This is a genomic window from Stappia indica, assembly GCF_001696535.1.
Taxonomy (GTDB): Bacteria; Pseudomonadota; Alphaproteobacteria; order Rhizobiales; family Stappiaceae; genus Stappia; species Stappia indica.
In genome coordinates, this window is the sequence record NZ_MBQE01000006.1 from 503,423 (window position 1) to 528,975 (window position 25,553).

At 66.5% G+C, this 25,553-nt stretch carries 26 protein-coding genes; 17 read left to right on the forward strand and 9 right to left on the reverse strand.

Features of this window, described 5'->3' with window-relative positions; translation table 11 throughout:
* Positions 1-23: 23 nt before the first annotated feature.
* Positions 24-953: a DMT family transporter gene (locus tag BBX35_RS22450; protein WP_171901509.1), complete on the forward strand. Its 930-nt coding sequence runs from the start codon at positions 24-26 to the stop codon at positions 951-953.
* 22 nt (positions 954-975) lie between these two features.
* Here BBX35_RS22450 and BBX35_RS22455 read toward each other — a convergent pair whose 3' ends face one another.
* The 3 genes from BBX35_RS22455 to BBX35_RS22465 all read right to left on the reverse strand — a co-directional run bounded on the left by BBX35_RS22455 (position 976) and on the right by BBX35_RS22465 (position 3,291).
* Positions 976-1,791 carry a lytic murein transglycosylase gene (locus BBX35_RS22455; RefSeq protein WP_067224709.1) on the reverse strand — a complete coding sequence of 272 codons (816 nt, stop codon included), beginning with the start codon at positions 1,789-1,791 and terminating at the stop codon, positions 976-978.
* A gap of 79 nt (positions 1,792-1,870) precedes the next feature.
* Positions 1,871-2,542: an HTH-type transcriptional regulator RutR gene (rutR, locus tag BBX35_RS22460; RefSeq protein WP_088946139.1), complete on the reverse strand. Its 672-nt coding sequence runs from the start codon at positions 2,540-2,542 to the stop codon at positions 1,871-1,873.
* A 32-nt stretch (positions 2,543-2,574) separates the two neighbouring features.
* Complete coding sequence (locus tag BBX35_RS22465) at positions 2,575-3,291, reverse strand: TetR family transcriptional regulator C-terminal domain-containing protein (RefSeq protein WP_067224711.1); 717 nt, start codon at positions 3,289-3,291, stop codon at positions 2,575-2,577.
* A gap of 402 nt (positions 3,292-3,693) precedes the next feature.
* Here BBX35_RS22465 and BBX35_RS22470 point away from each other — a divergent pair, with 402 nt between their 5' ends.
* From BBX35_RS22470 to BBX35_RS22515, 12 genes are all read left to right on the forward strand, one after another.
* Positions 3,694-5,205 (forward strand): CoA-acylating methylmalonate-semialdehyde dehydrogenase, encoded by a 1,512-nt coding sequence (locus BBX35_RS22470; RefSeq protein ID WP_067224712.1) that lies wholly within the window; start codon positions 3,694-3,696, stop codon positions 5,203-5,205.
* Positions 5,206-5,252: 47 nt separating this feature from the next.
* Positions 5,253-6,503, forward strand: coding sequence for a Zn-dependent hydrolase (locus BBX35_RS22475; protein ID WP_067224714.1), 1,251 nt, complete (start codon positions 5,253-5,255; stop codon positions 6,501-6,503).
* Between the two features lie 30 nt (positions 6,504-6,533).
* Positions 6,534-6,995, forward strand: coding sequence for a hypothetical protein (locus BBX35_RS23505; RefSeq protein WP_141687906.1), 462 nt, complete (start codon positions 6,534-6,536; stop codon positions 6,993-6,995).
* Between the two features lie 44 nt (positions 6,996-7,039).
* Positions 7,040-8,497 carry a dihydropyrimidinase gene (gene hydA, locus BBX35_RS22480; RefSeq protein WP_067224715.1) on the forward strand — a complete coding sequence of 486 codons (1,458 nt, stop codon included), beginning with the start codon at positions 7,040-7,042 and terminating at the stop codon, positions 8,495-8,497.
* 53 nt (positions 8,498-8,550) lie between these two features.
* Entirely contained in the window at positions 8,551-9,126 is a 576-nt protein-coding gene (locus BBX35_RS23510) for a hypothetical protein (RefSeq protein WP_141687907.1), read from the forward strand.
* A complete protein-coding gene (locus BBX35_RS22485) occupies positions 9,123-9,911 on the forward strand; it encodes an ABC transporter ATP-binding protein (protein ID WP_067224717.1) in 789 nt (262 codons plus the stop codon). The genes BBX35_RS23510 and BBX35_RS22485 overlap by 4 nt, the downstream gene beginning before the upstream one ends.
* A 41-nt stretch (positions 9,912-9,952) precedes the next feature.
* Positions 9,953-10,519 (forward strand): hypothetical protein, encoded by a 567-nt coding sequence (locus BBX35_RS22490; protein WP_067224719.1) that lies wholly within the window; start codon positions 9,953-9,955, stop codon positions 10,517-10,519.
* Positions 10,516-11,112 carry a hypothetical protein gene (locus tag BBX35_RS22495; RefSeq protein WP_067224721.1) on the forward strand — a complete coding sequence of 199 codons (597 nt, stop codon included), beginning with the start codon at positions 10,516-10,518 and terminating at the stop codon, positions 11,110-11,112. Before BBX35_RS22490 ends, BBX35_RS22495 begins: the two co-directional genes overlap by 4 nt.
* On the forward strand, positions 11,109-12,269 hold the full coding sequence (locus BBX35_RS22500) for a hypothetical protein (protein WP_067224722.1): 1,161 nt from the start codon (positions 11,109-11,111) through the stop codon (positions 12,267-12,269). The genes BBX35_RS22495 and BBX35_RS22500 overlap by 4 nt, the downstream gene beginning before the upstream one ends.
* A 47-nt stretch (positions 12,270-12,316) precedes the next feature.
* Positions 12,317-13,186: an ABC transporter permease gene (locus BBX35_RS22505; RefSeq protein ID WP_067224877.1), complete on the forward strand. Its 870-nt coding sequence runs from the start codon at positions 12,317-12,319 to the stop codon at positions 13,184-13,186.
* 107 nt (positions 13,187-13,293) lie between these two features.
* Positions 13,294-14,361 carry an ABC transporter permease gene (locus tag BBX35_RS22510; RefSeq protein ID WP_088946149.1) on the forward strand — a complete coding sequence of 356 codons (1,068 nt, stop codon included), beginning with the start codon at positions 13,294-13,296 and terminating at the stop codon, positions 14,359-14,361.
* A gap of 34 nt (positions 14,362-14,395) precedes the next feature.
* Positions 14,396-15,373: an ABC transporter substrate-binding protein gene (locus BBX35_RS22515; protein WP_067224726.1), complete on the forward strand. Its 978-nt coding sequence runs from the start codon at positions 14,396-14,398 to the stop codon at positions 15,371-15,373.
* A gap of 88 nt (positions 15,374-15,461) precedes the next feature.
* Here the strand turns inward: BBX35_RS22515 and glpD are convergent, their stop codons facing one another.
* Both glpD and BBX35_RS22525 read right to left on the reverse strand, forming a co-directional pair.
* Entirely contained in the window at positions 15,462-17,018 is a 1,557-nt protein-coding gene (gene glpD / locus BBX35_RS22520) for a glycerol-3-phosphate dehydrogenase (RefSeq protein WP_067224727.1), read from the reverse strand.
* Positions 17,015-17,839 carry a DeoR/GlpR family DNA-binding transcription regulator gene (locus BBX35_RS22525; RefSeq protein ID WP_067224729.1) on the reverse strand — a complete coding sequence of 275 codons (825 nt, stop codon included), beginning with the start codon at positions 17,837-17,839 and terminating at the stop codon, positions 17,015-17,017. The genes glpD and BBX35_RS22525 overlap by 4 nt, the downstream gene beginning before the upstream one ends.
* A 252-nt stretch (positions 17,840-18,091) precedes the next feature.
* Here BBX35_RS22525 and BBX35_RS22530 point away from each other — a divergent pair, with 252 nt between their 5' ends.
* Positions 18,092-18,508, forward strand: a complete 417-nt coding sequence (locus BBX35_RS22530) for a Rap1a/Tai family immunity protein (protein ID WP_067224731.1) — start codon at positions 18,092-18,094, stop codon at positions 18,506-18,508.
* Between the two features lie 64 nt (positions 18,509-18,572).
* Here the strand turns inward: BBX35_RS22530 and hemA are convergent, their stop codons facing one another.
* Positions 18,573-19,793 carry a 5-aminolevulinate synthase gene (hemA, locus tag BBX35_RS22535; protein ID WP_067224733.1) on the reverse strand — a complete coding sequence of 407 codons (1,221 nt, stop codon included), beginning with the start codon at positions 19,791-19,793 and terminating at the stop codon, positions 18,573-18,575.
* Positions 19,794-20,196: 403 nt separating this feature from the next.
* Between hemA and trpS the strand changes: the two genes are divergently transcribed.
* Positions 20,197-21,273: a tryptophan--tRNA ligase gene (gene trpS, locus BBX35_RS22540; protein ID WP_067224734.1), complete on the forward strand. Its 1,077-nt coding sequence runs from the start codon at positions 20,197-20,199 to the stop codon at positions 21,271-21,273.
* Positions 21,274-21,460: 187 nt separating this feature from the next.
* Positions 21,461-21,958, forward strand: a complete 498-nt coding sequence (locus tag BBX35_RS22545) for an MmcB family DNA repair protein (RefSeq protein ID WP_067224736.1) — start codon at positions 21,461-21,463, stop codon at positions 21,956-21,958.
* A 60-nt stretch (positions 21,959-22,018) separates the two neighbouring features.
* Here BBX35_RS22545 and BBX35_RS22550 read toward each other — a convergent pair whose 3' ends face one another.
* Both BBX35_RS22550 and BBX35_RS22555 read right to left on the reverse strand, forming a co-directional pair.
* Positions 22,019-22,573, reverse strand: a complete 555-nt coding sequence (locus BBX35_RS22550; protein WP_067224737.1) for an ActR/PrrA/RegA family redox response regulator transcription factor — start codon at positions 22,571-22,573, stop codon at positions 22,019-22,021.
* A gap of 58 nt (positions 22,574-22,631) precedes the next feature.
* On the reverse strand, positions 22,632-24,032 hold the full coding sequence (locus BBX35_RS22555; protein ID WP_067224739.1) for an ActS/PrrB/RegB family redox-sensitive histidine kinase: 1,401 nt from the start codon (positions 24,030-24,032) through the stop codon (positions 22,632-22,634).
* 283 nt (positions 24,033-24,315) lie between these two features.
* On the opposite strand from BBX35_RS22555, the gene secB reads away from it, so the two are divergent.
* Positions 24,316-24,807 (forward strand): protein-export chaperone SecB, encoded by a 492-nt coding sequence (gene secB, locus BBX35_RS22560; RefSeq protein ID WP_067224741.1) that lies wholly within the window; start codon positions 24,316-24,318, stop codon positions 24,805-24,807.
* A gap of 87 nt (positions 24,808-24,894) precedes the next feature.
* Here the strand turns inward: secB and BBX35_RS22565 are convergent, their stop codons facing one another.
* Positions 24,895-25,350, reverse strand: a complete 456-nt coding sequence (locus BBX35_RS22565) for a DUF2852 domain-containing protein (RefSeq protein ID WP_083206538.1) — start codon at positions 25,348-25,350, stop codon at positions 24,895-24,897.
* Between the last annotated feature and the right edge of the window lie 203 nt (positions 25,351-25,553).

Genomic DNA, 25,553 nt, shown 5'->3' on the forward strand with positions numbered 1-25,553 from the left:
ATGTGCGAAAGACGGGCGGCACGGTGACCACCGCTGCCGCCCCTGCGGATGCCGGCGAAACCGGGCGCGCCCATGCGGCGATGCTCGGTTTCGTCTTTCTGGTCTCCACCTCGTTCCCGCTCGGCCATGCGATCACCGGTGCGCTCGACCCGGCGGTGCTGACCGCGCTGCGGTTCTGCATCGCCGCGGCGATCTTTGCCGCCATCGTCACGGTGAAGCGGCAATGGGCGCTGCCGAAGCTGTCGCGCCTGCCGGTCTATCTGCTGATCGCCCTGCTGCTGGACATCTTCTTCGTGACGATGTTCGAGGCCTTGCGGCTGACCAGCGCGCTCAATGCGGGCGCGGTCTTCACCCTGCTTCCCGCCTTCACCGCGCTTGCCGGCCTGGCGCTGCTCGGCCAGCGGATCTCGCGGCGGCAGGTGGTGTGCCTCGGCGTGGGGGCGGCAGGCGCCCTGCTGGTGCTGTTCGGCGACGACCTCAGCCGGCTGGCGCGGCTGGAATTCGGCCCCGGCGAGCGCATCTATCTCTTCGGCGTCGCCGCCTATGCCTTCTATGCTCCCCTGATGCGGCTCTTCAATCGCGGCGAGCCGCTGGAGATCTTCAATTTCTGGATCCTGACCGCCGGCGCGGTGATGCTGCTGGTCTATGGCCGCGCCGAACTGGCGGCGACCGAGTGGGCCGCGGTGCCGCTGCCGGTGCTGGCCGGTATTGCCTATCTTGCGGTGTTTCCAACGGCGACCAGCTTCTTCTGCGCCACCTATGCCAGCCTGCGCCTGCCGGCGGGACCGGTGATGGCCTACACCTACCTGCTGCCGTCCTTCGTGCTGCTGGAGACGGTGATGATGGGTGCGCCCTGGCCGGGCGCCTGGACGCTGGCCGGCGTCGCGGTGACGGCGGCAGCGACCTTCGTGCTGCAGCGGGACGGCCGCAACGCGAAGCCGCGGGCCGCCTGAGCCGCTGCTTTTTCCGCCAGTGCTACTTCGTCAGCTCGGTGGCGAAATGGGCGATGGTCCGGCGATAGACCTCGGCCCGGTTCCAGTCGCGCAGGACGGCATAGTTGCTGCTGCCGGGCGACCAGTCGCCGCCCTTTTGCCAGCCGTGCTGGCGCAGGAAATTGGCGGTGGAGGCAAAGACATCCGCCGGGCTGCGGATCAGGTTCGGCCGGCCGTCGCCGTCGAAATCGACCGCGAAACGCTCGTAGCTGGAAGCGAGGAACTGGGTCTGGCCGATCTCGCCGGCCCAGGCGCCCTTCATCTCGGAAATCCGCATCTGGCCGCGGTCGGCGATGCGCAGGGCGCTCATCAGCTCGTTGGTGAAGAAGGCCGAGCGGCGGCAGTCATAGGCAAGCGCCGACAGCGACGAGAAGATCGGAATGTCGCCCATGAAGCCGCCGAAGCCGGATTCCAGCCCCCAGATCGAGACGATGACTTCCTTCGGCACGCCGTACTTGCGCTCCACCCGGTCGAGCACGACCTCGTGCTGCTTCATGCGGCGTTTGCCGATGGCGATGGTCGAGGGCGGGGCGCGGCGGGCCAGGAACTGCTCGAAGGAGAGCTTGAACGATTTCTGGTTGCGGTCGAGGCGGATGACCTTGGTGTTGTAGGTCATGCCGCCGAGCGCGGCTTCCACCGTGCGGTTGGAAATGCCGGAGGCCACCGCCTCGCGCTTGAAGCTGGCGAGCCAGGCCGGGAAGCCGGCGGCGTTGTTGCCGCATTTCGCGGCCAGCGCCGGTCCCGCCAGCGTCAGCGGAGCGGAAAGCAGAAGGGCGGCGACGACGAGGGCCTTGCGCATGCGGTCTCCCGTTCAGGATCGGTCGGGGACGGCGAACACGTCCCTCGTTCGGTGCAGGATACAGGCGGCAAGGGCAAGATCAAGCGCGCGGCAGCAGCCCTGAGAAGATGAGATCGCTCAGCGATTGCAGCGCCTGCCGGCGGAACGCCTCGTCATGGATGCCGCTGCCGGTGATCGCCTCGATCTGCGGCGCGAAGTCGGCATAGGTCTGCGTCGTCGCCCAGATCAGGAAGATGAGGTGGGTGGGATCGACCGGGCGGATGCGTCCGCTCTCCGCCCAGTGGCGCAGCACCTGCGACTTCTCCTCCACCAGGGTTTTCAGCGGGCCTTCCAGCACGTCGCGCATCATCGGCGCGCCCTGCAGCATCTCGTTGGCGAAGAGGCGCGAGGCTTCCGGATAGTCGGCGGAAAAGCGCAGCTTCTGCTCGATATAGGCGGTGAGCTCGGCGCGCGGATCGCCTTCGGGGTCGAGCGTGCGCAAGGGCGCCAGCCAGCGGTCGAGCAGGTCCGCCAGCACCGCCTTGTAGATCTCCGACTTGGAGCCGAAATAGTAGAGCAGGTTCGACTTCGACATGCCCGCGTCCTCGGCGATCTGGTCGACGCGGGCGCCGCGATAGCCGAAGCGCGAGAAGGTGCCGAGCGCGGCCTCCAGGATGCGGGCGCGGTTCTTCTCCTGGATGCGGGTGCGCGGCGCGCCGTCGCCGTCGGGCTCGCTGCCTCCCGCATTTGCCCGTGTCGGGCCTGCCTCCATCTGCTTTCCGTCCCTGGTTGTCGCCGCGCCGGTCAGGCCGCGCCGTTGCTGGCGCCAGCATCGCGCGGCGTGTCGCCGGCGGCAAGCCCGGCCGGCGGGATCGCCCCGATGCCGGTCAGGATGATGCCGGTCACGGTGCGCTTGGCGTCCTCGAACTGCGCGTCGGACAGGGGCTGCCCGCCGTTCAGCGTGTCGATCTGGTGGTTGAAGTCGGCATAGTGCTGGGTGGTCGCCCAGATCATGTAGAGCAGGTATTGCGGATCGACGGGCGCGATCCGGCCGCTGGCGATCCAGCGCTCGATGGCCGCGACCCGCGAGGCGGTCCACTCGGTCAGCGTCGTCTCCAGATAGTCCTGGATCACCGGCGCCTTGTGCAGGATCTCGTTGGCCCAGACTTTGGAGCCCATCGGGTGGGCGCGCGAGACGTCCATCTTCTTGGAGATGTAGGCGGTCAGCGCGTCGACCGGATCGTCGTTCTCGTCGAACGAGTTCGCCGCCTCCAGCCAGATGTTGAAGATATGCTCGACGACCCGCCGGTAGAGCGCTTCCTTGGTCGGGAAATAATAGTGCAGGTTGGCCTTCGGGATGCCGGCGCGGTCGGCGATCATGCCGGTGGTCGCGCCGCGAAACCCGCTCTCGGCGAAGACCTCCTCGGCCGCCTTCAGGATGACGCGCTCGTTCTCCGCCCGGATCGCGCTCTTCTGCGGTCCGTCCTGCGCCTTGGCCGGTGTCCTGTCTCTGCCGCTCATCTCTCCCGGCCGTCCGCTGCGGTGAGTGCCTATTGGGCAGGCGGGCCAAAAAATTGACCTTGACCGGATGGTCAAGCCTTCCTACGCTCGATTTGACCATTTGGTCAGGTTTTTTGGCCTGGCGCAATGGCAAACAGCGGCGGACCACCGGCGGACATCAAACAGACCGGGGCCGCGCACTTTCCAGATTTCGGCCGGAGCGCGAGGACGCGAAGGCCGCCCGGATGAGACTGTGCATCCGGACGACGGGGAACGGCCGGCGGTGCGACGAGCGCCGCCCGATGCCAGGGGATGACGCTGAGGGTTCGCGGGAAACTGTGCTCCGCCCCCTGCCCATGCCGGCCGCAATTTGAGACGGACAGGGCGCCCGGGCCGCTACCCGGCCGGGCGAGCGGAGGAACCATGTCGAAGTCCGGTCTTGCCAGCATCGAGAACGCTATCGGCGGGGCGCGTGTCGTCTCCCGCTCCACCAGGACGCAAGGGGTGTTCAACCCGGCGACCGGCGAGCAGACCGCCGTCCTGCCGCTGTCGAGCGCGGCCGAGGTGGCGGAAGCGATCGCCGCGGCGAAGGCCGCCTTCCCCGCCTGGCGCGACACGCCGCCGCTCAAGCGCGCGCGCATGATGTTCCGCTTCAAGGAGCTGCTCTCCGCCCATGCCGACGACATCGCGCGGGCGATCTCGGCCGAACACGGCAAGACCCATGACGATGCGCTGGGCGAGGTGGCCCGCGGCATCGAGGTGGTGGAATTCGCCTGCGGCATCCCGCATCTCTTGAAGGGCGAGTTCGCCCGCAATGTCGGCCCGGCCATCGACAGCTATTCCGACCGCCAGCCGCTCGGCGTCGTCGCCGGCATCACCCCGTTCAACTTCCCGGCCATGGTGCCGCTGTGGATGTATCCGATCGCGGTCGCCTGCGGGAACACCTTCGTGCTGAAGCCGTCGGAGCGCGACCCTTCCGCCGTCATGGTGGTCTACGACCTGTTCCGGAAGTCGGGCTTCCCGGACGGAGTGCTCAATGTCGTGCATGGCGACAAGGAGGCGGTCGACGTGCTGCTGACCCATCCGGACGTCAAGGCGGTGTCCTTCGTCGGCTCCACGCCGATTGCCGAATACGTCTACACGACCGGCACCGCGCACGGAAAGCGGGTGCAGGCGCTGGGCGGCGCCAAGAACCACATGATCGTGATGCCGGATGCCGACATGGACCAGGCCGCCGACGCGCTGATGGGCGCGGGCTACGGCTCGGCCGGCGAGCGCTGCATGGCGATCTCCGTCGCCGTTCCCATCGGCGAGGAGACCGCCGACCGGCTGGTGGAAAAGCTGGTGCCCCGCGTGCAGGCGCTGAAGATCGGCCCGGCCACCGACCGCGAGGCGGAGATGGGCCCGCTGGTCACCGAGGCGCATATGCGCAAGGTGCTCGGCTATATCGACCAGGGCGTCAAGGAAGGCGCGGATCTGCTGGTCGACGGGCGCGGCTTCTCGCTGCAGGGCTACGAGAACGGCTATTTCGTCGGCGGCACCCTGTTCGACCGGGTGACCCGCGACATGACGATCTACCGCGAGGAGATCTTCGGCCCCGTCCTGTCGGTGGTGCGCGCCAAGGGCTACGAGGAAGCCCTGTCGCTGATCAACGAGCACGAATACGGCAACGGCACCGCGATCTTCACCCGCGACGGCGATGCCGCGCGCGCCTTTGCCGACCGCATCGAGGTGGGCATGGTCGGCATCAACGTGCCGATCCCGGTGCCGGTCGCCTATTTCTCCTTCGGCGGCTGGAAACGCTCGCTGTTCGGGGACCATTCGATCTATGGCGCGGAAGGCGTGCGCTTCAACACGCGCCTCAAGACGGTGACGACGCGCTGGCCGGCCGGTATCAAGGACGGCGCCGTCTATACCTTTCCCAATATGGAGTGAGCGCCTACGGCGCCGCCGCCGCACCGGACCAAGAGGGAGTGACCTGAATGACCGCACCGGGCAAGAACCTGCGCATCGACGCCGACCGCCTGTGGGATGCCCTGATGGAGATGGCGAAGATCGGCCCGGGCGTCGCCGGCGGCAACAACCGCCAGTCCCTGACCGACGCCGACAACGAGGGCCGCAAGCTGTTCCAGGCCTGGTGCGAGGCGGCCGGGATGAGCATCGGCGTCGACGCCATGGGCAACATGTTCATGACGCGCCCGGGCACCGATCCCGATGCCCTGCCCGTCTATGTCGGTTCGCATCTCGACACTCAGCCGACGGGCGGCAAATACGACGGCGTGCTCGGCGTGCTCGGCGCGCTGGAACTGGTGCGCACCCTCAACGACCTCAACATCCGCACGAAGCGGCCCATCGTCGTCACCAACTGGACCAACGAGGAGGGGACGCGTTTTGCCCCCGCCATGCTGGCCTCCGGCGTCTTTGCCGGGGTGCACGATCTGGACTGGGCCTATGGGCGCAAGGACGCGGAGGGGCGCACGGTCGGCGACGAGCTGAAGCGCATCGGCTGGGTCGGCGAGGAAGAGGTCGGCGCGCGCAAGATGCACGCGATGTTCGAGCTGCATATCGAGCAGGGGCCGATCCTGGAGGCCGAGGGCAAGGATATCGGCGTCGTCACCCACGGCCAGGGCCTGTGGTGGCTGGAAGTCACCGTGACCGGCAAGGAGAGCCATACCGGCTCGACGCCGATGCCGATGCGCCGCAATGCCGGCCTCGGCATGGCGCGGATGACCGAGCTGGTGCACGAGATCGCGATGAAGCACCAGCCGCGCGCGGTCGGCGCCATCGGCCATTGCGACGTGCATCCCAACTCGCGCAACGTCATTCCCGGCAAGGTGGTCTTCACCGTCGACTTCCGCTCGCCCGATCGCGAGACGCTGGATGCGATGAAGGCGGAGTTCGAGGCGCGCGTGCCGGGCATTGCCGAGGATCTGGGGCTGACGGCGACGGTCGAGGCGGTCGGCCATTTCGACCCGGTGACCTTCGACGAGACCTGCGTCAAGGCGGTACGCAACGCGGCGGAAAAGCTCGGCTACAGCCATATGGACATCATTTCCGGCGCCGGCCACGACGCGTGCTGGGTCAACAAGGTCGCGCCGACGGCGATGATCATGTGCCCCTGTGTCGACGGGCTGTCGCACAACGAGGCCGAGGAGATCACCAGGGAATGGGCGCAGGCCGGTGCCGACGTACTGCTGCATGCGGTGCTGGAAGCGGCGGAGATCGTGGACTAGGCGGCGGTTGTTCCAGCCGGGGACAGGTGAATGAAGCTTTCGGCAGTGCTTTTCCTTGTTGTTGCGGTCTTCTCGATCTCGCCGATCCTGGCCGCTCCCTCGGACCGTGGGCCTGAACCGGTTGACGTCGTGGAGAAGCTTCGGAACCTGGCCGAGGGAGAGTATCTCATAGCTCTTGCTTCGGGATTCTGTCGGGTCGGAAAAGACCTTCATATCGATAATCGTTCATTCGTTCCTGAAATTCGCGAAGACGGGAAGGTTTACGCCAAGATTGTAAGACGTGAAGATAGTTTTTCTGGCCTTGTTGTTGCCGGAAGAGACATGACGACAGTCGACGAGGCCTTTCCATTGATGCGATATGTGAGCCCGGATCGGGAATGCGAGAATATCGGCGGCCTGACGGCGATCGGGGCTGTCGGCATCGATAGGCTGCAGCTGATCGATTATGGCGACAAAGTCGATATGCGCCTGCTTCCGTTCGAGCCGGACTGAAGTTCCAAGTTCAACCTTACATGACGAATTCCGGAGGATCAGACATGGCCAGCAAAGTGATCAAGGGCGGAACGGTCGTCACGGCCGATCTCACCTATCGGGCGGACGTCAGGATCGACGGCGGCAGGATCGTCGAGATCGGGCCGGATCTTTCCGGCGACGAGGTGCTCGACGCGACCGGCTGCTACGTGATGCCGGGCGGCATCGACCCGCATGTGCATCTGGAAATGCCGTTCATGGGCACCTATTCCGCCGACGATTTCGAGAGCGGCACGCGCGCCGCCCTTGCCGGCGGCACCACCATGGTGGTGGATTTCTGCCTGCCCTCGCCCGGCCAGTCGCTGCTGGAAGCACTGACCATGTGGGACAACAAGTCGACGCGGGCCAATTGCGACTACTCCTTCCACATGGCGATCACCTGGTGGGGCGAGCAGGTGTTCAACGACATGGAAGCGGTGGTGCGCGACAAGGGCATCAACAGCTTCAAGCATTTCATGGCCTACAAGGGCGCGCTGATGGTGGACGACGACGAGATGTTCGCCTCGTTCCAGCGATGTGCCGAGCTCGGCGCGCTGCCCATGGTGCATGCGGAAAACGGCGACGTGGTCGCCCAGCTTCAGGCCAAGCTGATGGCCGAAGGCAATGACGGGCCGGAGGCCCATGCCTATTCGCGCCCGGCGGAAGTGGAGGGCGAGGCGACCAACCGTGCCATCATGATCGCCGACATGGCCGGCGTGCCGCTCTACGTGGTGCACACGTCCTGCGAACAGGCGCATGAGGCGATCCGCCGGGCCAAGCAGAACGGCATCCGCTGCTACGGCGAGCCGCTGATCCAGCACCTGACGCTGGACGAGAGCGAGTACCGCCATCCCGACTGGGACCATGCGGCGCGCCGCGTGATGTCGCCGCCCTTCCGCAACAAGAAGCACCAGGACAGCCTGTGGGCCGGCCTGCAGGCGGGCACGCTGCAGGTGGTGGCGACCGACCACTGCGCCTTCACCACGGAGCAGAAGCGCACCGGGCTCGGCGACTTCACCAAGATCCCCAACGGCACCGGCGGGCTCGAGGATCGCATGCCGATGCTGTGGACCCACGGGGTCGCCACCGGCCGGCTGACCATGAACGAGTTCGTCGCCGTGACCTCGACCAACATCGCCAAGATCCTCAACATGTACCCGAAGAAGGGGGCGATCCTGGTCGGCGCCGATGCCGACCTGGTGGTCTGGGACCCGGAGAAGGAAAAGACGATTTCCGCCGCGACCCAGCAGTCGGCCATCGACTACAATGTGTTCGAGGGCAAGACGGTGAAGGGCCTGCCCCGCTTCACGCTGACCCGCGGCGAGGTGGCCATCGACGACGGGGCGGTGAAGACGCGCGAGGGGCATGGCAAATTCGTCGCGCGCCAGCCGTTCCAGGCGGTCAACACGGCGCTGTCGACCTGGAAGGAACTGACCTCGCCGCGCAAGGTGGAGCGCTCGGGCATTCCCCGCAGCGGCGTGTGAGGCGAACGGGCCGGCGCCGATAGGCGGGGCCGGCCGGAAAGGGGGAGAGCGGCTTGCAGCAGGCTGAGCGGCAACCACCGCCGGACGCCCCGCGGATGGGCGAGGCAGGCTTGGGCGACGGGACAGGACCCGGCGCCGGCTGGCGCACCGCGTTCCGCGAGGCAACGTCCTGGCGTTGGGTCGCTCTCGTCGTCTGCTCTGCGGCGACCTGTGGTCCGCTGTTTCTGCTTTTGTTCATCGTACTGCCGGGTCTGGCAACACGTGGTTTGGGCACAAACACGCTGGGTGAGTTCTTGCTGGGTTTTCTAGGGGTGAACGCGTTTTTTATAGCGGTTGCCCTGTATTATTCCGTGTGGGGCGTGATCTGCGGGTTCTTCGCATGGCTTCCGACCTATGCGGGTTTGCGCCGGCGTTTTTCCCGACGAAAGGCAGCAATCCGTGCGGCGGCGCCATCCGTTTTCGTTGCTGCAGTTGCCGCTCAACTGGCCATGCTGGCGTTCAATTCGGAACAGTGGTCCGACGTGATCAGTCGCGCAGCCAAAAACCTTGATTTTGCACTCCCTGTCGCCGCCGTTGCCGCTGCGAGCGGCGCCCTGCACGCATCCTGGATCTGGAGAAATCGCGCATGACTGCCCCTGCCAGGGTGATCGACATCGAGAACCTGTCCCTGACTTTCCAGACCAATGACGGTCCGGTCCACGCGCTGTCGGACATCGACCTTGCCATCGGCGAGGGCGATTTCGTCTCGCTGATCGGCCCGTCGGGCTGCGGCAAGACCACTTTGCTGCGGGTGATCGCCGATCTGGAGGCGCCGACCGGCGGCTCGATCAGCGTCAACGGCATGACGCCGTCACAGGCGCGGGCAAAGCGCGCCTATGGCTACGTCTTCCAGGCCGCCGCGCTCTATCCCTGGCGGACCATCGCCGACAACATCGCCCTGCCGCTGGAGATCATGGGCTTTGCCAAGGGGGAGCGTGAGGAGCGCATCCGCCGCAACATGGAGCTGGTGAACCTTGCCGGCTTCGAGCGCAAGTATCCCTGGCAGCTGTCGGGCGGCATGCAGCAGCGCGCCTCCATCGCCCGCGCCCTGTCCTTCGATCCCGACCTTCTGTTGATGGACGAGCCCTTCGGCGCGCTCGACGAGATCGTCCGCGACCACCTCAACGAGCAGCTGCTGAAACTGTGGGCCAAGACCCGCAAGACGGTGGTCTTCGTCACCCACTCGATCCCGGAGGCGGTGTTCCTGTCGACAAAGATCGTGGTTCTGTGCCCGCGTCCGGGCCGCATCTACGACGTGATCGAGAGCGACCTGCCGCGCGAGCGCACGCTCGACATCCGCGAGACGCCGGAATTCCTGAAGATCGCGCATCGTGTTCGCGAGGGGCTGCGGGCGGGGCACAGCTATGACGATTGAGGGCATGCCGGTGCCGGCCAGACCGCAGGAAGAGGCGCTCGATGGGATTTGAGCTTCCGATATCCACCCGGGTGACGGTTCGGCCGGGGCCGCAGGGGCGCGTCGTGGTCGTGCAGGCCAGGGCGAGGCTGTGGTCCGTGCTGTTCCTGATGGGTTGGTTGGGCATGTGGTCCTTTGCCGGCTTTTCCATCTTCAATATACTCGCGTCCGGCTCGATGAAGCCCGGCCTGTCCATGTTTGTCATGCTCTGGATGGTCCTGTGGGCATTGGGGTGGCTCTACGGCGCTGCGAACCTGCTCTGGATGCTGGCCGGAGAAGAACGGCTGAGCATCTCGAAAACGGAGGTGGTGAAGACCGTCCATACGCCGATCCTCTCGCGAAGCTGGCGCTACGATCCCGCGCATATCGGCAACGTCCGCCGCAACACGGTAGGGCAGCCGATCTTCGGTGCTCAGGCGGCCGACAACCCGCTGGGCAAGTCCGGCGGCGTTGCCTTCGACTACGGCCAGACGACGGTGACTTTCGGCACGTCCATCGACGACGCGGAAGCCAGGTTGATCATGGAGGCGCTCAACGACGGGCTCGGACGCACGGGAGTTGCGGCATGAAGCTTCTTCCCACGCAGGCGGACCTTGCCAGATCCCGGGTGGAAATTTCGCGCGAGGGCGACGAGGTTCGCGTCCGTGTGCCGGCGGTCGATGCGCCGCTGGCGAGGCATGTCGCCTGGTTGGCGCCGCTCTTCTATCTTGGATACCTTGCAACCGGCGGCGCGTTTCTCACGGACGGCAACGTCGATACCCTCATGCTGACGGTCCAGCTCGTCGTACTGGCCGCGCTGGTGTTTTCGGCTGTGCAGGTCCGGCTTCTGTTCAAGGGCGCGAGCCAGAACGCCATCCTGTCCGATGGGATGGTCCGGTATTTCCGGCAGACCATGACGCGCCACAGTGCGGTCGACATCAAGGCCGCGGAGATCTCCTCGGTTACGGCGCGCGAAAGCAGCGCTGCCGCCGGGCAGACGGCCGCTCCAACGCGCTACACCGTCGTCGTCGGGCGGAACGGCAACGAGACCGAGCTGTTTTCCGGTCTGAACCAGGGGGATGCCGACCAGCTTGCCGCCCTTGTCGGCCAGTTCGTGGCCGATCACCGGGCCGGACAGACCGCTCCGGAGGAGGAGCTGCAGGGCGGGGTACAGCCAAGATGACCAGGGCTGGCGGGATTTCGCAGTTGTCCAGGGCACTTTTCCCCTCGCTGAACCGCGAGCATAGGCCGGTGACACGCATTCTCATCGAGGGGGATGCGGAGAAATTGCGTATCTCGCTTCGCAATTCTTACGATTCAAGGTATTTTCTGGGAGTATTCGTCGCAGTTATTGGCTCTTCCGCAATATCTTATTTGCTTTTTTACGGAGAAAATTGGCTCCAGTTTCTGTTTTATTCGCTGGTTTTATTGCTCCCCGTAGTGAGTGAGGCGCGGCGTGTGATCACGTTTCAGCCGCCCGCTCCACTCGTCACGATGGATCGCCGGACCGTTGTCGCCAGCTCCAGAGGACTCCTGCGTTGGCGCAAGCGGGCGCTTCCATTGCCGGAGGGGGCTGCCACGGCTGTCGTCGAGATCCCGATGCGGACGTATCGCGGGGTGCCGGTCGGTTCTTCCGAATACGGGGTCAGATTGACGATTGGCGAGGAGGTTCTCTCGCTCGTCGACGGGCTGTCCCACCCGGAAGCGATCCGGGTGCGCGATACCTTTGCTGCCGCCCTTCGCCGTCTGCGGCCGGATTTTGCAGCCACTGCCAGTCCCGGGCCGGCGACCGGAGCGTCGCTTCATGACAGCTACGCGCAACCGTCTCGGGAGGCTCAGGCTGCCGACGTGGACAGCCTGACCGTCAGGTCCGGATGGAATTTTAGGGGGGTATTCAAGGCGGCTTTCTTTGTTTTCGTCACTCTCTTGATTGTTGTTTCGGCGTTTGATGCGTCGGGACTGTATAGTTATATTACAAGTATTGTAGCTTCTTTCGTAGTGATGTCGCTCGTATCTGTTTTGCTTTGCAGGGAGATCGGCGAAAATATTCGAAAGGATTACCTTGTTTTCGATGGGGGCAGAGTGGAGATTCAGACCCGAGGTGTTCTGGATCGGGGGATGAAGACCTTCGAGGCGCGCGGCATGAACCAGCTTCGAGTTGAAATGGATCAGGGAGAATATGCCTGGCCGGGCGAAGGCCATCTTCCTCCCGTCTTTCATGTTGCCTTCGACTACGCCGGGAAGGCGTTCCAGATCGGCAGCAGGTTATCGCTCCAGCGAGCGGTGCAGCTGCGGGACGACATTGCCGCCAAGTTGATTCGAGCGAGGAGCGAGGCATGACGGATCTTTCTCTCCCAGCGCCCTCCCGCTCGCCTTTCGCCGGGCTGATGCAGGGCACGGCCGGGCCGGTGCTGGTGGTCATCGCGGCGATCATCGCCGTCTGGTACCTGGCGGCGGTGCTGCTCAACGCGCCGTTCCAGCGCGATACCTACAAGCGCGGCGGCATGGAGGATGCGCCGCTGGCGCAGCTCGTCGCCGACACGCTGTCGCAGGAGCGCCCCGTGCTGCCCGCCCCGCACCAGGTGGCGGTCGAGCTCTGGGACACCACCGCCAACAAGGCGGTGACCTCCAAGCGCAGCCTCGTCTATCACGGCAGCATCACCCTCTCCTCGACCCTCCTCGGCTTCGTGCTCGGAACCGCCCTCGGCATCGGCCTGGCGATCCTGGTGGTGCACAGCCGGGTTCTCGACAAGAGCCTGATGCCCTGGGTGATCTCCTCGCAGACGATCCCGATCCTCGCCATCGCGCCAATGATCATCGTGGTGCTGAACGCCATCGGCATTTCCGGCCTGCTGCCCAAGGCGATGATCTCGACCTATCTCTCGTTCTTTCCGGTGACTGTCGGCATGGTGAAGGGCCTGCGCTCGCCCGAGGCGATCCAGATGGACCTGATGAAGACCTATTCGGCTTCGTCCGCCCAGGCGCTGTGGAAGCTGCGCCTGCCCTCGGCGATGCCCTATCTCTTCGCGTCGATGAAGGTGGGCGTTGCCGCAAGCCTCGTCGGCGCCATCGTCGGCGAGCTGCCGACCGGCGCGGTCGCAGGGCTCGGCGCGCGCCTGCTGTCGGGCTCCTATTACGGGCAGACGGTGCAGATCTGGTCGGCGCTGATCGCCGCGGCCGTGCTGGCGGCGGCGCTGGTCGCGCTGATCGGCATGGCCGAGCGGCTGGTGCTGAAGCGTATGGGGATGCGGCCATGAGCGCGCAGCCCCCCTCCCTCGGCCTCGAGCTGGCGGAACGCCGCCCGCTCGGACCGGTAAAGGCGCTGCTGTCGTCGCTGGCGCTGGTCGTCGCCGTGGTCGCGACGATGCTGCCGGTGACCGCCTCGGACACGCTGCAGCTCGGCCTGTTCCGCCATCCGTTGCTGGCGATCTCCGCGCTGGCGGCGGTCATCGTGCTGGCGCCCTACCGGCTGCGCTTCCTGCAAGGTCCGCAGGCGACCTTCGCGCTGGTCGCGGTGTCCTATGTCATGGCCTTCGCGCTGGTCCGGCTGATCGCCGGCGTGCCCGGGCAGGCGGCCTCGGGATACTGGGCCTATGTCTTCGTCGCCTGGGCCGTTGCCTGGCTGTCGGTGGAGGAAATGGCGGCGCTCACCCCGCGCGGGACCGTGTGGAAGCGGCTGCTTGCGCTCGCCATTCCGCTGACCTTCGGCGCCTGGCTGCTGATCCTGTGGCAGGTGCTGGTCGTCGGCTTCGCGGTGCCGAAGGTGCTGCTGCCGCCGCCCTCCGACATCTGGGCGCGGCTGCTGACCTCGCCCGCGGTGCTGTGGGCGGACTTCCGCCAGACGTTCCTGAAAGGCGTGCTGGTCGGCTACGCCATCGGCTGCGGATCCGGCTTCCTCGTCGCCATCCTGATCGACCGGGTGCCGTTCCTGCGGCGCGGTCTGTTGCCGGTGGGCAACCTGGTCTCGGCGCTGCCGATCATCGGCGTCGCGCCGATCATGGTCATGTGGTTCGGTTTCGACTGGCCGTCCAAGGCGGCGGTGGTCGTGATCATGACCTTCTTCCCGATGCTGGTGAACACGGTGACCGGCCTTGCTGCCGCCGACCGGATGCAGCTCGACCTGATGCACACTTACGCGGCAAGCTACCCGCAGACGCTGCTCAAGATGCGCCTGCCGATGGCCATGCCCTTCGTTTTCAATGCCCTGAAAATCAACTCGACGCTCGCGTTGATCGGCGCCATTGTTGCCGAATTCTTCGGCACGCCGATCGTCGGCATGGGCTTCCGCATCTCCACCGAGGTGGGGCGGATGAACATCGACATGGTCTGGGCCTCCATCGCCGTCGCCGCGCTTGCAGGCTCGCTTTTCTACGCTTTGGTGACCCTCGTCGAACGGGCGGTCACGTTCTGGCATCCGTCAGTCCGGGGATAACGGACGGCGGCTGCCCCACCAGAGGGAGCAGGAAATGAAGAGGACTTTGCTAGCCGCCGCCGCGCTTGCCTTCGCGTTCGGTCCCGCGCAGGCAGCCGACGACATCACGCTGCAGCTGAAATGGGTCACGCAAGGCCAGTTCGCCGGCTATTACGTCGCCAAGGACAAGGGCTTCTACGAGGAAGAGGGCCTCAACGTCACGATCAAGCCGGGCGGCCCGGACATGGCCCCGCCGCAGGTCATCGCCGGTGGCGGCGCCGACGTGATCATCGACTGGATGCCGGCGGCCCTTGCCAGCCGCGAGCGCGGCGTTCCGCTGGTCAACATCGCCCAGCCCTTCAAGAAGTCGGGCATGATGCTGGTCTGCCTGAAGGAGACGGGCATCACCAAGCCGGAGGACTTCCGCGGCCGCACGCTCGGCGTCTGGTTCTTCGGCAACGAGTATCCGTTCCTGTCGTGGATGAGCAAGCTGGGCATCCCGACCGAGGGCGGGGCCGACGGCGTCACCGTGCTGAAACAGGGCTTCAACGTCGATCCGCTGCTGCAGAAGCAGGCCGACTGCATCTCCACCATGACCTACAACGAGTACTGGCAGGTCATCGATGCCGGCATCCCGGAGAGCGATCTCGTCGTCTTCAAGTATGAGGACCAGGGCGTCGCGACGCTGGAGGACGGGCTCTACGTGATGGAGGAGAGCCTCAACGATCCGGCCTTCGTCGACAAGATGGCGCGCTTCGTCCGCGCCACGATGAAGGGCTGGGCGTATTCCCGCGACAATCCGGACGAGGCGGCCGACATCGTGCTGGAGAACGATGCCACCGGCGCGCAGACCGAGAAGCACCAGAAGCGCATGGTCCGCGAGGTCAACAAGCTGACGGAAGGCTCCGACGGCCGGCTGGACATGGAAGACTATCAGCGCACGGTCAACACGCTGCTGAGCGGCGGCTCCGACCCGGTGATCAGCAAGGAGCCGGTCGGCGCCACCTCCACCGCGGTGACCGACAAGCTCTGATCGGCCCTCGCGCGGAACGAAACGAAAAAGACCGCCGGGCGAGGCATCGTCCGGCGGTTCTTTCATGAGGGGCGGAGCTGTCCGGCACTCAGGCCTTGCTGCGGCCGGCGCCTGCTGTCGCAAGGCCGGCGAGGCGCTCGCTCATCCACGCCTCCAGCGCCTCGGCCTGCTGCGGAGAGACGCGCAGGCCCAGCTTGCTGCGGCGCCACAGCACGTCTTCGGCATGGCGCGCCCATTCGCGGTCCATCAGATAGGCGACCTCGCGGCCGTAAAGGCCGGCGCCGAAATCCGGGCCAAGATCCGCAAGCGAGCTGGCGCCGGCCAGCATGTCGCGGGTGCGGGTGCCGTAGCTGCGGGCAAGGCGCGCGACGAGCGGACGCGGCAGGAAGGCGAACTCCTGCGCGAGCGCGGCTTCCAGGTCGGCAAGGCCGGTGGTCGGGAAGTCGCCGCCGGGCAGCAGGGCCCGTGCGGTCCATTCCGGCCCCTTGGCACCGAGGGACTTCTCGATCATCTCCAGCACCGACAGGGCAAGGCGGCGATAGGTGGTGATCTTGCCGCCGAAGATGTTGATCATCGGCGCCTGGCCGCTCGCGCCGTTGCCGTCGAGCTTCAGCACGTAGTCGCGGGTCGCTTCCTGCGCCTTGGAGGCGCCGTCGTCGAACAGCGGCCGCACGCCGGAATAGGTCCAAACCACGTCCTCGCGGACGATGGGCTTGCGGAAATACTCGCTTGCCGCCTCGATCAGGTAGACGATCTCGTCCTCCGTCGCCGCGACCTTGGCCGGATCGCCGTCGTAGTCGCGGTCGGTGGTGCCGATCAGGGTGAAGTCCTGCTCGTAGGGAATGGCGAAGACGATGCGCCCGTCGCCGTTCTGGAAGATGTAGGCGCGGTCGTGGTCGAACAGCTTGCGCACGACGATGTGGCTGCCCTGCACGAGCCGCACATTGTGGGTGTCGTTGCGCTTCAAGGCGCCCTTCAGCACCCGGTCGACCCAGGGGCCGGCGGCATTTACCACCAGCCGGGCGGTGACGCTGCGCGTTGCGCCGCCCTCGCGGGTTTGCAGCGTTGCGCGCCAGATGTCGCCTTCGCGCGCAAGGCCGACGACCTGCGTGCCGGTGTTGATCTCCGCCCCCCGGTCGGCGGCATCGCGGGCGTTGAGGGCGACCAGTCGGGCATCGTCCACCCAGCAGTCGGAATATTCGAAGCCGGTGGTGAACCCGTCCTTCAGCGGCTTGCCGGTCGGATCGGTCGCAAGGTTCAGCGTCCGCGTGCCCGGCAGCAGCTTGCGGCCGCCGAGATTGTCGTAAAGGAACAGGCCGAGGCGCAGCATCCAGCGCGGGCGCAGGCCCTTCTGGTGCGGCAGCACGAAGCGCAGCGGGCGGATGATATGCGGCGCGTTGGCCCACAGCAGCTCGCGCTCGCTGAGTGCCTCGCGCACCAGGCGGAACTCGTAATGCTCCAGGTAGCGCAGCCCGCCATGGATCAGCTTGGTCGACCAGGACGAGGTGCCGCTGGCGAGGTCGTTCATTTCCGCCAGGCAGACGGAATAGCCCCGTCCGACCGCGTCGCGGGCGATGCCGCATCCGTTGATGCCGCCGCCGACGACGAGCAGGTCGAAATCGGCAGCCTGGCCTGAAGCAGTCATTTCGCGTGGCCTCCCGGGCCGTCCTCGCGCTCCGTGTCGCGGCGATCGGTGTCCCCGTCGCCGGCGATCTCGATGCGCACGCCATGCTCCCGGCAGATCTCGACCACCGGCTCGGGAGGAGCCTTGTCGGTGACGAAGATGTCGATCTGGGAGATATGGGCGATGCGCACCGGGGCGCTGCGTTCGAATTTCATGCTGTCGGCGACGAGGATCGTCTGCCGGGCATGGGTGATGATCTCGCGGGCGACGCGCACCTCGCGGAAGTCGTAGTCGAAGATCGTCCCGTCCGGATCGATGGCCGAGGCGCCGATCAGCGCGTAGTCGACCTTGAACTGGCGGATGAAGTCGGCCGCCGCCTCGCCGACGATGCCGCCGTCCGAGGCGCGGACCTGGCCGCCGGCGATGATCACCTCGACGGCCGGCGCCGCCCGCAGGATGTTGGCGACGTTGATGTTGTTGGTGATCGCCATGATGCCGTCGTGCTGGCGCAGCGCCCTCGCCACCTGCTCGGTGGTGGTGCCGATGTTCAGCATGATCGAGGCATTGTCGGGAATGAGGCTGGCCGCCCGCAGGCCGATCCGCCGCTTCTCCTCGGCCGCGAGCTGGCGCCTTGCGTCATAGGCATAGTTGGCGATGCCCGACGGCAGCACGGCGCCGCCATGCACCCGCTGCAGCATGCCGCGCTCGCACAGCTCGTTGAGGTCCTTGCGGATGGTCTGCGGCGTGACGTCGAACTCGGTCGAAAGGCCGTCGACATCGACCCGCCCGGCGCGCCGCGCGCGGTCCAGTATCTCGGATTGACGGGGAGTTACGGGATCCATGCCGGACCTTTCGCTTTTTTTCGCTCTCGATGCGGACGCCGGCAGCGTCGGGTGCAGCAACAAAGAACGGGCCAAGTCCGCTCCGAAACCTCCCAAGTTTTGCCCTCCCCCACGGGGATCTGGCAAGTTCATTTTCGGATTGACGTTCATTTTTTTCGTTTCGCCCCTGCGCCCGATGGCCGGGGCGCGCCTTGTGACGCCCTGCGACTCGTCCGATGATCGAAGCTGGTGAAATCCACGCGGAGCACGGACATGGCTGAAGGCGCGGGATCGGCGCTGCTGCGGGCGGCGCTGGCGGGAGCTGTCGCGATCGCATCGGGAGCGGCGGCAGGGCCGGCTGCGGCCGATGGCTGGCAGAGCGCGCAGCAGATCGCCGCGATCTGCAAGGTAGAGCCGGAGGCCAACCCGGTCGCCGTCACCTTCTGCCTCGGCTATCTGCAGGGAACGCTCGACGCCTTTCTGATGGGGCGGGCCAATTGCATGCCGCAAGGGGTCGATGCGAACGGCTTGCGCCGCATCCTGCTGGAGCATGTCGCCCGCCATCCGGACAGGCTGGCGGTCAGCGGCCCGCTGCTGGTCTACGACGCCTTCGCCGAGGCCTGGCCCGATTGCGCCCACATGCCCCGGCTTGCGGCGAGCGGTCCCTCGGCGAGCGATACGGGGCGCTGAAACGCAAAACGCGCCGGCGGGGCCGGCGCGTTGCGAAGTCTTGTAAAGGATCTGGCTTGAGGCGTCAGGCGACCGCCCGGGCCAGCGCGCACTGCGACCACAGCGACTCGATCGAGCGCACCAGATGGTCGATGTCGCCGTCGCTGTGCATCGGCGAGGGGGTGATGCGCAGCCGCTCCAGGCCCTTCGGCACCGTCGGATAGTTGATCGGCTGGATGTAGATCCCGTAGGTGTCGAGCAGGATGTCCGAGATCATCTTGCACTTGACCGGATCCTTCACCATCACCGGAACGATGTGGCTCGGATTGTCCATGTGCGGGATGCCGGCGGCATCGAGCTTGCGGCGCAGCGTCGCCACCCGGTTGCGGTGGCGCAGGCGCAGCGCCTCGCCGTCGGCCGACTTGAGATACTTGATCGAGGCGCAGGCGCCGGCGGCCAAAGCCGGCGGCAGCGCGGTGGTGAAGATGAAGCCGGAGGCGAAGGAGCGCACGAAGTCGCACAGGGACTCGGAGGCGGCGATGTAGCCGCCCATGACGCCGAACGCCTTGCCGAGCGTGCCCTCGATCACCGTCAGGCGGTCCATCAGGCCCTCGCGCTCGGCGATGCCGCCGCCGCGCGGACCGTAGAGCCCGACCGCATGCACCTCGTCGAGATAGGTCATCGCGCCGTACTTCTCGGCGACGTCGCAGATTTCCTTGATCGGCGCGATGTCGCCATCCATCGAGTAGACGGATTCGAAGGCGACGAGCTTCGGCCGGCCCGGCTCGATCTCTGCGAGCTGGCGCTCCAGGTCGGCAACGTCGTTGTGCTTCCAGATCCGCTTTTCGGCGCGCGAATGACGGATGCCCTCGATCATCGAGGCATGGTTCAGCGCGTCGGACAGCACCACGCAGCCCGGAAGGTGCGCGGCGAGCGTGCCGAGCGCGGCCCAGTTGGACACGTAGCCGGACGTGAACAGCAGGGCGGATTCCTTGCCGTGCAGGTCGGCCAGCTCGCGCTCGAGCAGCACATGATAGTGGTTGGTTCCGGAAATGTTGCGGGTGCCGCCGGCACCGGCGCCGCAGCGCTCGATCGCCTCGTGCATCGCATCGGTCACGACCGGCTGGAGGCCCATGCCGAGATAGTCGTTGGAGCACCACACCGCGACTTCATGAGAGCCGTTCTGCGTGTAGCGGGTCGCGCGGGGGAAATTGCCCGTCTGACGCTCGAGATCCGCGAAAACCCGGTAGCGGCCTTCCTTGTGCAGTCCTTCGATCTTGTGTCGAAAGAAGCTCTCGTAATCCATTCCGGCCTCCGGACCTCTTGCGGGGGTGCTGACAGCAACTATGCGTCGATTCATACGAGGTTTCAAATACTCGCAAATTAGTCTCGTTCCAACCTATAACCGATGGGCGCGGCTGCGTGAATTGGGAATATGCCGAATGGGCGTTTCGACGCAGGCAGACCCTTTCCGTCCAGGAGGTTTGCGGTCTTTCGCTCAAGCCGGAACGCATCCCGCTGCAGGCCCGGCTTTGCCCGCAGGCGTTGCCCATATGCAAGGCCGGCCGGCGAAAACGGTGCGGTCCGCGCTCCGGCCTCCCTTGTCGCTTGCACCGCGCGCCCGGCTTCGCCATAACCCGCGGGCGCACGGCACCTGCCATGCGCCGCATCCTGCGATCGACCCGAGGTCCAAACTGGGGGACAGTCATTTGACCGAGTTTCAGCCGCGCGTTTTCTCCGGCGTCCAGCCTACCGGCAACCTGCATCTTGGCAACTATCTCGGCGCCATCGCGCGCTTCGTGCCGCTGCAGGACGAGATGCCGGCGATCTATTGCGTCGTCGACCTGCATGCGATCACCGTCAAGCACGATCCCGCGCTCCTCGCCGGGACGACGCGCGAGGTGACCGCCGCCTATCTGGCCGCAGGCATCGACCCGAAGAAGGCGATCATCTTCAACCAGAGCCAGGTCCGCGAACATGCGGAGCTTGCCTGGATCTTCAACTGCATCGCCCGCATCGGTTGGCTGAGCCGCATGACCCAGTTCAAGGAGAAGGCGGGCAAGAACCGGGAGAATGCCTCGGTCGGCCTGTTCGCCTATCCGACGCTGATGGCGGCCGACATCCTGGCCTATCGCGCGACGCATGTGCCGGTGGGCGACGATCAGAAGCAGCATCTGGAGCTGACCCGCGACATCGCGCAGAAGTTCAACAACGACTTCGCGGACCAGATCAAGGAACTGGGCCTCGGCATTCCAAACCCGACGCCGAGCCCGGAACTGCCGGACGAGCTGTTCTTCCCGTTGACCGAGCCGATGATCGCCGGACCCGCGACGCGGATCATGAGCCTGCGCGACGGCACCAAGAAGATGTCGAAGTCGGACCCGTCGGACCTGTCGCGCATCAACCTGCGCGACTCGGCCGAGGAGATCGCCAAGAAGATCCGCAAGGCCAAGACCGATCCGGAGCCGCTTCCCAGCGAAATGGACGGTCTTGCCGAGCGTCCCGAGGCGGCCAACCTCGTCGGCATCTACGCGGCCCTGTCGGGCAAGTCCAAGGACGCGGTGCTTTCGGAGTTCGCCGGCCAGCCCTTCTCGGTCTTCAAGCCGGCGCTTGCCGATCTTGCGGTCGACAAGCTGGCGCCGATGACCGGCGAGATGAACCGCCTGCTCGCCGATCCCGGCCATATCGACGCGGTGCTGCGCGATGGCGCCGGCCGTGCGTCGGAGATTGCCGGCCCGGTGCTGCGCGATGCCCGTCGCATCATGGGCTTCCTGGAAGGCCGCTGAGCCGGCATCGCCAGCAGCTTCTCCTTCAGGAGTGTTTCGGGCCGCGGACATCGTCTGCGGCCCTTTTCATATGTGCCGGCCCCCGGCGCAGTGGTCCCGGCCCAGTCGTTCGGGCAGCGGGCTTGTCTTCCGGGCCCTTGCGGGTCTAGTGTTCGGGTCGAACAAAAGAGGAACGGGGCTTCTGAGGATGAGCGGGCAACGCATCCAGCTCGACCAGCCGCTGGTCGACGGCCGGCAATCGGAGACGGCCTTGCGGGTCTGGCGCGGGGCCGCGCGCCTGTTGCGGCAGCTGCGGTTTGCCTGCGTCGGCGAGCTGACGCTGGCCTCGGGCCGGCGGGCGGACATCGCCGCCATCGGGCCCAAGGGCGAGATCTGGATCGTCGAGGTGAAGTCGTCGCTGGCGGACCTGCGCGCCGACAGCAAGTGGCCGGACTACCGCCTGCATTGCGACCGGCTGTTCTTCGCCACCCATGCCGACGTGCCGGCGGACGTCTTTCCGCCGGATGCCGGGCTCATTCTGTCCGACGGGTTCGGTGCGGAAATCCTGCGCCAGGCGCCCGAACACCGCCTGCCGGCCGCGACCCGCAAGGCGGTGCTTCTGAGATTCGCGCAGTCCGCCGCCCTGCGGCTTCACGACCTGCACGATCCCGACGCGCGGGCGGCAACCGGCTACGGTCTGCTTTGAAGGCCCCCCAAGACAGGAAAGGTCCAAGAAAGGATCACAGCGAGGGGGCCGCGGGAAGGATCAGCGCGGGGCGCGCTTGGCGAGGATCCGCTGCAGCGTCCGGCGGTGCATGTTGAGCCGCCGGGCCGTCTCCGAGACGTTGCGGTCGCACAACTCGTAGACGCGCTGGATATGTTCCCACCGCACCCGGTCGGCCGACATCGGGTTTTCCGGCGGCGGCGCCTTCTCCTCGCCCTCCGAAAGCAGGGCGGCGAGCACGTCGTCCGCGTCCGCGGGCTTTGCCAGATAATCGACGGCGCCCAGCTTCACGGCGGTGACGGCGGTGGCGATGTTGCCGTAGCCGGTCAGGATCACCACCCGCGCATCCGGCTTGCGGGTGCGGATCGCCTCGACCACGTCGAGGCCGCTGCCGTCCTCCAGCCGCATGTCGACAACCGCATAATCCGGCGCATCGGCCTGGATCGCCTCCAGCGCCTCGCGCACGCTGTCCGCGGTCACGGTGGTGAAGCCGCGCTTCTCCATCGCCCGCGCCAGCCGCTGCTGGAACGGGCGGTCGTCGTCCACGATAAGCAGATTGCCCTCAACGACGCTGTCCGTTCCCGACTGCTCACTCATCGCACCGTCCCGTTCGTTCTGCCGCCATGCCGTCCGCCAGCGGATCTCTTTAGACCTTTTATAAGTGCGTTTCGCCTGCGGGCAAATCGGGCGGCCGGGTTGCTCCTGCGTCATTTGCACTCGCGCCCAGGTGCCACGGGGACCGGCCGTCGCGCGGCCAGGCGATGCGCACCACGGCGCCGCGTTCCGGCGGCGGGCGGTTGCGCAGGCGCAGGTCCGCGCCCGTGCGCTCCAGCAGCGTCTTGGCGATGAAGAAGCCGAGGCCCAGCCCGCCGCCGGTCTGGCCCTGGCCCGGCCGGCCGTCGCGGGCCCCGCGCGCGGTGACATAAGGTTCGCCGAGCCTGGCCATCACGTCGGGCGAAAAGCCCTGGCCGTCGTCGGAGATTTCCAGCAGCACCTGCGTGCCCGTCCAGCGGGCGGAGACCGTCACCGTGGTGTCGGCGAAGTCGACGGCGTTTTCCAGCAGATTGCCGAGCCCGTAATACATGGCCGGATTGCGCCGGGCCATCGGCTCGTCGCCCTCGCCCTGGATGTCGATGCGGATGCGCGCGCCATAGGCCCGGGCCGGCTCCACCACCTGGTCGATCATGTGCGACAGCTTCTCGCCGCGGAAATGCTGGTCGCGGTCGTCGGACAGCGAGGAGAGCTTGGAGAGGATCTCGCGGCAGCGCTCGGCCTGCGACAGGATCAAAGCCAGCTCCTCCTTCAAGGTCTCCGCGGACAGAGGGTTCTTCTCGTCGGCAAGGTCGCGCACCAGCTCCTTGGCCGACAGGTAGACGGTGGCGAGCGGCGTGCCGAGCTCGTGCGCGGCCGCCGCGGCCAGCCCGTCGAGGGCGTGGAGGTGCTGCTCGCGCGCCAGCACCAGCTCGCTGGCGGTCAGGGCGTCGGAGAGCTGGCGCGCTTCCTCGGCGACGCGGAACGCATAGATGCTCATGAAGGCCAGCGAACAGACCAGCGCGATCCACAGGCCGATCGCATAGACCGGCGGCAGGCGGAAGGTCTGGCCCTCCGGCCAGGGCAGCGGCAGGTGAAAGGTCGCGATCAGCGTCGCGATCACCGCGGCGAGCAGGCCGAGATAGAGAGTGTTGCGGGCCGACAGGCCGGCGGCCGACACCATGACTGGCGCCAGCAGCAGGAAGACGAAGGGATTGCCGAGACCGCCTGTCAGATAAAGCAGGCCGCCGAGCTGCATCAGGTCGTAGGCGAGCTGCAGCGCCGCATAGCGCTCCGACAGGCGCTGCGACTGGGGCGAGCGGACCTTGAGAAAGATGTTGAGCCAGGCCGAGGCGGCGACCAGCGCGGCGCAATAGGACAGCGGCAGCGGGTAGGCCAGATAGAAGTGCACGACGACGAGAGCGGCGGTCTGGCCGGCGATCGCCAGCCAGCGCAGGCGCACCAATGTGTCGAGCTTCAGCCGTCGGTGCGGGGAGCCGAGTTCGGGTCTGTCGGTTTCGTCCATCGTGTCCTGCCGGCGTGCCTGAGAGGTTTGCGCCTGTTGTGGCGCGCGCGCCGGGCCGCGTCAAATCGGGGAGAGCCCGGGCGGGAGCCGCCCTCGCTGGAGCCCCCGTGCCGGCGCTGCGGGACGTCGCGGCAGCCAATCAGCCCTTGGCAGGGCGGCCCTGCCATGCTAGCCGATGCTGCGAGTTTGAGCGCGCGGGCTTTGCGTGTCGGCAAGCGACTTTGCGGGCGACATGGGGCTGCGGGCCGGAATCTGGATGTCATCGAGACAGGGTAGCTGACGCATGAGCGACACGAACGACGCGGCCGCGGGCCAGGGCAACGAGGCCGGCGGCGCACCGGGCATGAGCATTCTCGCCCAGTACATCAAGGACCTCTCCTTCGAGAACCCGAACGCGCCGGGATCGCTGCAGCCGCAGGAGCAGCCCAAGCTCGACATCAACGTCAATGTCGGCGCCCAGCCGATGGGCGAGAACCAGTTCGAGGTGGTGCTGACGCTGACCGCAAGCGCCAAGACCTCGGCGATGACCGTCTTCGCCATCGAGCTGGTCTATGGCGGCCTGTTCCGCATCGTCGGCGTGCCGCAGGAGCACCTGCACCCGTTCGTGCTGATCGAGTGCCCGCGCATGCTCTTCCCCTTCGCCCGCAACATCCTGGCCGAGGCCTCGCGCAATGGCGGCTTCCCGCCCCTGATGCTCGACCCGATCGATTTTGCGGCGCTCTACCGGCAGAATGCCGCGCAGGCCCAGGCGGCCGGCGAGCAGAAGCCGAACTGATTCACCTGCCCTTGCTGCAGGATGCGAAAAAGCCGCGGACGATGTCCGCGGCTTTTTTCGTTCTGGGGCATCCGCAGAACGGAGGCGTCATGCCTCCGGCGATGCCGGACCGCGGCCGCGATCGGCCATGAAGCGGTCGAACTCTTCCTGGTCGCGTGCCCGCCGCAGCTCCTGCAGGAACGCGTCGAACTCCGCCCGCATCTCGTCGATGCGCGCACGCTCTTCCTCGAGCCGCTTCAGCTCGCGGGCCCGGTAGTCGTCGAAAGCGGCGTTTCCGGTCGGGCGGACGTCGGAAAAGCCCCGGCCCGAAGACAGGCCCTGGCCGAAGGGGCTGGCGTTCCACTGCTCGCGCGCATCGCGTGCGAGGTTCGGAAGGCGGTCGCCCCACAGGATATAGGCCAGCATCGCAAGGCCGAGCGGCCAGAAGACGATGAAGCCGAGCACCATCAGGCCGATCGTCGTCGGCGACCAGCCGGGACGGATCGCCGGACGGCACGAAGCCCCCGCGGGGCCGCTTGCATGGGTTGCGGTTCCGTAGCTCATCTACACTCCTCTCGTGTTCGAGAACGATTTTGATGTGGGAACGGTGTCCCCCGCATTCAAGAAAATCCGTACGCCGCGCAAATCCGGCAGGAGGTCGGCCGCGTCGGGAATGCCGTCCGCATGTCCGCGGGAGGCAAACCGATGCGCGAGAGGGCGGGCGTATATGGGAGGGGGAGGCAAGACCGCCGAGAATGGCCCGGGTC